A 5,757-nucleotide genomic window follows, 5' to 3' on the forward strand; every position below is an offset into this window, starting at 1 on the left:
CATTGACGCGCTTTTGTCCCAGGCGATGGCCTATGAACAGCGCGCCGTCGATAGCCTAACCGGGTTTCTGGTCTGGATGGAAACCGACGATCTTGAGATCAAGCGCCAGATGGACAGCGCGGGAAATCGGATCCGGGTCATGACCGTACATGGCGCCAAGGGACTTGAGGCGCCGATTGTCATCCTGCCCGACACCGCACGCCGCAATCCGCCGACCATGGGCCAGATCGTAACCACGGAAGATAGCGCGCTCTGGACCGGGAAATCCGACGAGATGCCAACCGCCATCCGCGACGCCACAGAAATCGCGAAAGCCGCGCAAATGGCAGAGCGCGACCGCCTGCTTTACGTCGCCATGACGCGGGCCGAAAAGTGGCTTATCGTTGCCGCCTTCGGGGATTTGGGCAAGCAGGGCGATACCTGGTACGACAAGATCAAGCTGGGCATGCAAAAAGCCGGGGCAAGTTCCTTTGACTTTGCCACCGGGGCCGGGTTGCGGCTTGAATTCGGGGACTGGACAGAAACAGAAACACATCCGGACAAAAGTTCAGAACCGGAAATCCCCCCACTCGCCCCCTGTTTCGCACAGCCCGCACCAGAGGTTGCTTCGAGGCCAGCAACAGTCAGCCCCTCTGACATGGGCGGCGCCAAGGCCTTGCCCGGCGAACGCGGTCTGGATGAAGAGGCCGCAAAGCGACGTGGGCGTCAGGTGCATCGGTTGCTTGAATTCCTGCCACAGGTTCCGGCACAGGATTGGCCCGCGACTGCCGCGCGGCTTTTGGCAAGGGGGGATGACGCGGCAACGGGCGACGAACTTGCCTTGCTGCTGGGTGAGGCCGAAAAGGCCCTGACACGCCCCGGCCTTCAATCCCTGTTCGCGCCGGAAACACTTGCTGAAGTTTCAATCACGGCAAATCTTGATGCCCTGAACGGGCGCCGCATTCATGGCACGATAGATCGCCTTATTATTGAACCGGACCGCATTCTTGCGGTTGATTTCAAAACCAATGCGATGGTGCCCGATACGCCAAAAGACTGTCCCGACGGGCTTTTGCGGCAGATGGGGGCCTATGCCCACGCCCTTGCGACGATTTACCCCGAGCACAAGATTGAAACCGCTATCTTGTGGACTCGCACCGCGACGCTAATGCCGCTGCCCCACGATCTTGTGACAGATGCACTCAGCAGTGCCCAGATTGCTTGACGCGCGACGCCTTGCTACCTAGGTTCGCGATCGAAACCCTGATCCCTAGGAGAGATTACAATGGCTACCGTTGCTGTCACCGACGACACCTTTGATGCCGAAGTCAAGAATTCAGATATCCCCGTCGTTGTGGATTTCTGGGCCGAATGGTGCGGCCCCTGCAAACAGATCGGCCCGGCCCTGGAAGAGCTTGCTGCCGAAATGGGCGGCAAGGTGAAAATCGCTAAGGTCGATGTTGACAGCAATCCCAATTCCGCCGTCGCCATGGGCGTACGCGGCATTCCGGCGCTGTTCATTTTCAAGAACGGCGAGGTCGTTTCGAACCGCGCTGGCGCTGCGCCCAAGGCCGCGCTGAAAAGCTGGATCGAAGAAAGCATCTAATTCAGACAAAGTTTGGATGGTTTGGGGGTCGCGCAGGTCGCGGCCCCTTTTCTTTGACCTCAAAACACGCATTATCGCCACATGACCCTGACCAATGCCGATATTGCCGAACTGATTCATTTGCGTCGCGATCTGCATCGCTTTCCCGAGATATCGGGCGAGGAAGAGGAAACAGCGGCGCGCATTTGCGCGATGCTGGCCGCACATCCCCCCGATCAGACAGTTACCGGGCTGGGCGGGCATGGTGTGGCCGCATGTTACATCGGCAAGGACGACGGGCCGACCGTTCTGTTTCGCTGCGAGCTTGATGCGCTGCCGATCCTTGAGACATCGGACATCGCCCACCACTCGACCATTCCCGGAAAAGGGCATCTTTGCGGGCATGACGGGCATATGGCCATCATGGCGGGGCTGGCACGCATGCTGTCGCGGCAGCGCCCCGCGCGCGGGCGTGTCGTGTTGCTGTTTCAGCCCGCCGAAGAAAACGGTGCCGGTGCCGAAGCGGTGATTGCCGCCCCTCAATTTGAAACGATTTCGCCTGATTTTGCATTTTCCCTGCATAACAGGCCCGGATTGCCGCTTGGGCATGTCGGGCTGAAATCCGGCCCCGTGAACTGTGCGTCACGCGGGATGCGGATTTCACTTTCGGGTAAGTCATCGCATGCGTCGGAACCTGAAAACGGCGTCTCGCCGGTGGCGGCGCTTTGCGGCTTGATGCCTGCGCTGACCGCGCTAAGCCACGGCACGCCAGCGGACAAGGATTTCACGCTGGCCACGGTCACACATGCCCAAATGGGCGCACCAGCCTTTGGGATCGCACCGGGCGAGGCGACCCTGTTCGTGACCCTGCGCACGCTGGTCGATGACCAGATGCAGGCGCTCTGCCATAGCGCCGAGACCCTTTTGGCAGACACCGCCAAGTCCTGTGGTCTGCGGGCCTCACACAGTTATGAAGACGTCTTTCTACATTGCGAGAATGACACCGAGGCGACCGCGATTATTGCAAATGCGCTTGATGCCCTCGGGATCACACAGGATGAACGCGGGCTTCCGATGCGAGCCTCTGAAGATTTCGGACGGTTTGGTCATGCCGCCAAATCAGCGATGCTCTTTCTCGGCGCGGGGACAGATCACGCGGCGCTCCATAACCCCGATTATGACTTTCCCGACGACCTTATCCCGCAGGGCGTTCGGATATTCGAGCGGATCGCCCGCGATCTTCTGGGCTAGTGCGGGCCTTGCGCGCCGGGCCTGCCCCTTCCATATAGGCCCAAACGAAACGGAGGCCCCATGAGCAACGAATTCCCCGGATGGCACGGCACCACGATCATAGGTGTCAAGAAAGGCGGCAAGGTCGTCATCGCCGGTGACGGACAGGTCAGCCTTGGACAGACCGTGATCAAGGGCAGCGCCCGCAAGGTGCGCCGGATCTCGCCGGGGGGCTATGACGTGGTTGCCGGTTTTGCCGGCTCGACCGCCGACGCCTTTACCCTTTTGGAGCGGCTCGAAGCCAAGCTCGAGGCGACACCCGGCCAGTTGCAGCGCGCAAGCGTCGAACTTGCCAAGGACTGGCGCACGGATAAATACCTGCAAAAGCTTGAGGCGATGTTGATCGTCACCGACGGCAACGAGCTTTACGTGATTACCGGCGCCGGTGACGTGCTTGAGCCCGAACATAGCGTCGCCGCTATCGGGTCAGGCGGCAACTATGCCCTCGCCGCCGCGCGCGGTATGATGGACAGCGACCGCGACGCCGAAGAAATCGCCCGCGCCGCCATGGCGATTGCGGCGGATATCTGTGTTTACACCAACGGCAATCTGACGGTGGAGAGTATTTCAAAATGACCGACCTGACCCCACGCGAGATCGTATCCGAGCTTGACCGCTTCATCATCGGCCAGAATGACGCCAAGCGCGCAACCGCCGTTGCCCTGCGCAATCGCTGGCGGCGCAAACAGCTTGGCGATGACCTGCGCGAAGAGGTTTATCCAAAGAACATCCTGATGATCGGGCCGACCGGGGTTGGCAAGACCGAGATCAGCCGCCGCCTGGCCAAGCTTGCCCGCGCGCCGTTCATCAAGGTCGAGGCAACGAAATTTACCGAGGTCGGCTATGTCGGGCGTGATGTCGAACAGATCATCCGCGATCTGGTGGACATTGGCATTGCCGAGACCCGCGAACACATGCGCGACGACGTCAAGGCCCGCGCCCACGAAGCCGCCGCTGAGCGGGTGATTACCGCAATCGCCGGTGAAGACGCCCGCGAGGCGACCCGCGAGATGTTTCGCAAAAAGCTGAAGGACGGATTGCTTGATGACACCGTGATCGAAATCGAGGTCGCCGATACATCCAACCCGATGAGCATGATGGAAATTCCGGGGCAACCAAGCGGCCAGATGGGCATGATGAACCTTGGCGATCTCTTCGGAAAGGCCTTTGGCGGGCGCACCACGCGCAAGAAGGTGACCGTCGCGGAAAGCTATGAATTGCTGATCGGGGAAGAGGCCGACAAGCTTTTGGACGATGAGACCGTGAACAAGGTCGCGCTAGAGGCGGTCGCGCAGAACGGCATCGTGTTTCTTGATGAGATCGACAAGGTCTGTGCCCGCTCCGATGCGCGCGGCGCCGATGTGTCGCGCGAAGGGGTTCAGCGTGACCTGCTTCCGCTGATCGAGGGCACGACGGTCTCGACCAAATACGGCCCGGTGAAAACCGATCATATCCTGTTCATCGCCAGCGGCGCGTTTCATATCGCCAAGCCGTCCGATCTTTTGCCAGAGCTTCAGGGCCGCCTGCCGATCCGGGTCGAGCTTCGCCCCCTGACCGAGGCGGATTTCGTACGGATCTTGACCGAGACCGACAATGCGCTGACCCTGCAATATACCGCCCTGATGGGCACCGAGGACGTCACCGTTTCCTTCACCGAAGACGGTATCGCCGCACTTGCCAAGATCGCCGCCGAGGTCAATCAATCGGTCGAGAACATCGGCGCGCGGCGGCTTTATACGGTGATGGAACGGGTGTTCGAGGAGCTGAGCTTTAGCGCGCCCGACCGCTCTGGCGATCAGGTTGTCGTCGATGCCGGTTTTGTTGAAAAGAACCTTGGCGAGCTGATGCGGTCGGCGGACCTTTCGCGCTACGTGCTCTGATCACACTTCCCTTTGCCCGCGTTTCGCGCGACGTAGGGATATGTCGATTCTCGCCTTCCTTCGTGACAATGCACCCTGGCTTTCGGCCGGGGTGTTGCTGACGTTTCTGTCGGGCTTTGGGCAGACCTATTTCATTTCCATCTTCGCAGGCGAAATTCGAGAGAGTTTTGCGCTTAGCCATGGGCAATGGGGTGGGATTTATACGCTTGGCACGACCGCCTCGGCGCTTGTCATGGTCTGGGCCGGGGGGCTGACGGATCGGTTCCGGGTGCGCGCGCTTGCGCCGGTGATCCTGGTGATGATGACCGGGGCCTGTGTGTTCATGGCGCTCAACCCGGTCTGGTGGCTTTTGCCCGTGGTGATCTTTTCGCTTCGCTTTACCGGTCAGGGCATGATGAGCCATATCGCCGTGGTCGCGATGGCACGCTGGTTCGTGGCGGCGCGGGGCAAGGCGCTTTCGGTGGCAACCCTTGGCTTTGCAATCGGCGAGGCGTTCCTTCCGCTGATCTTTGTCTCGCTGCTTCTGGTCTATGACTGGCGGATGCTGTGGATACTCGCGGCGGTGGTCGCGATCCTGGGTATCCCGCTTTTGATGCTCTTGCTGCGCCGCGAACGCACGCCGCAATCCTGGGCACAGACAAGCCAGTCGCTTGGCATGGAAGAACGCCACTGGACCCGGCGACAGACGCTTGGACATTTCCTGTTCTGGTTCATGGTCCCGGCGCTTTTGGGGCCGTCGGCCTTTAACACCGCGTTCTTTTTCCATCAGGTCCACTTTGCCGAGATCAAAGCGATTTCGCATGTAGAGTTGGTGGCGATGTTCCCGATATACACAGGTGTCGGGATTGGCGCTATGATCCTGTCGGGCTGGGCGCTTGACCGGCTGGGCACGGCACGATTGCTGCCATTCATGCAAATCCCGATGGTGGCCGCCTTTGTTCTGTTTGCCTTTGCCAACGGGCCCGGCATGGTTTTGCTTGGCTTCGTGTTTCTCGCCCTGACCACCGGCGCAAACAGCACCCT

6 protein-coding genes are annotated in these 5,757 nt (G+C 60.2%); all 6 read left to right on the plus strand.

Annotation, left to right across the window (positions count from 1 at the left end):
• Positions 1 to 1,204 (plus strand): 3'-5' exonuclease (locus tag QZ522_RS17300; protein WP_294614526.1); only part of this gene is annotated, 1,204 nt, incomplete at its 5' end.
• 60 nt (positions 1,205 to 1,264) lie between these two features.
• The gene (gene trxA / locus QZ522_RS17305; RefSeq protein ID WP_294614529.1) at positions 1,265 to 1,585 is read left to right on the plus strand and encodes a thioredoxin; all 321 of its coding nucleotides are present in this window, start codon (positions 1,265 to 1,267) and stop codon (positions 1,583 to 1,585) included.
• An 81-nt stretch (positions 1,586 to 1,666) separates the two neighbouring features.
• Entirely contained in the window at positions 1,667 to 2,815 is a 1,149-nt protein-coding gene (locus QZ522_RS17310; protein ID WP_294614532.1) for an amidohydrolase, read from the plus strand.
• A 60-nt stretch (positions 2,816 to 2,875) separates the two neighbouring features.
• Positions 2,876 to 3,430, plus strand: a complete 555-nt coding sequence (hslV, locus tag QZ522_RS17315; RefSeq protein WP_294614534.1) for an ATP-dependent protease subunit HslV — start codon at positions 2,876 to 2,878, stop codon at positions 3,428 to 3,430.
• The gene (gene hslU / locus QZ522_RS17320) at positions 3,427 to 4,734 is read left to right on the plus strand and encodes an ATP-dependent protease ATPase subunit HslU (RefSeq protein ID WP_294614537.1); all 1,308 of its coding nucleotides are present in this window, start codon (positions 3,427 to 3,429) and stop codon (positions 4,732 to 4,734) included. The genes hslV and hslU overlap by 4 nt, the downstream gene beginning before the upstream one ends.
• 40 nt (positions 4,735 to 4,774) lie before the next feature.
• Positions 4,775 to 5,757, plus strand: a 983-nt coding sequence (locus QZ522_RS17325; protein WP_294614540.1) for an MFS transporter, incomplete at its 3' end; no start/stop codon positions are given.

This window comes from uncultured Roseovarius sp. (assembly GCF_913054395.1).
Lineage (GTDB): Bacteria > Pseudomonadota > Alphaproteobacteria > Rhodobacterales > Rhodobacteraceae > Roseovarius.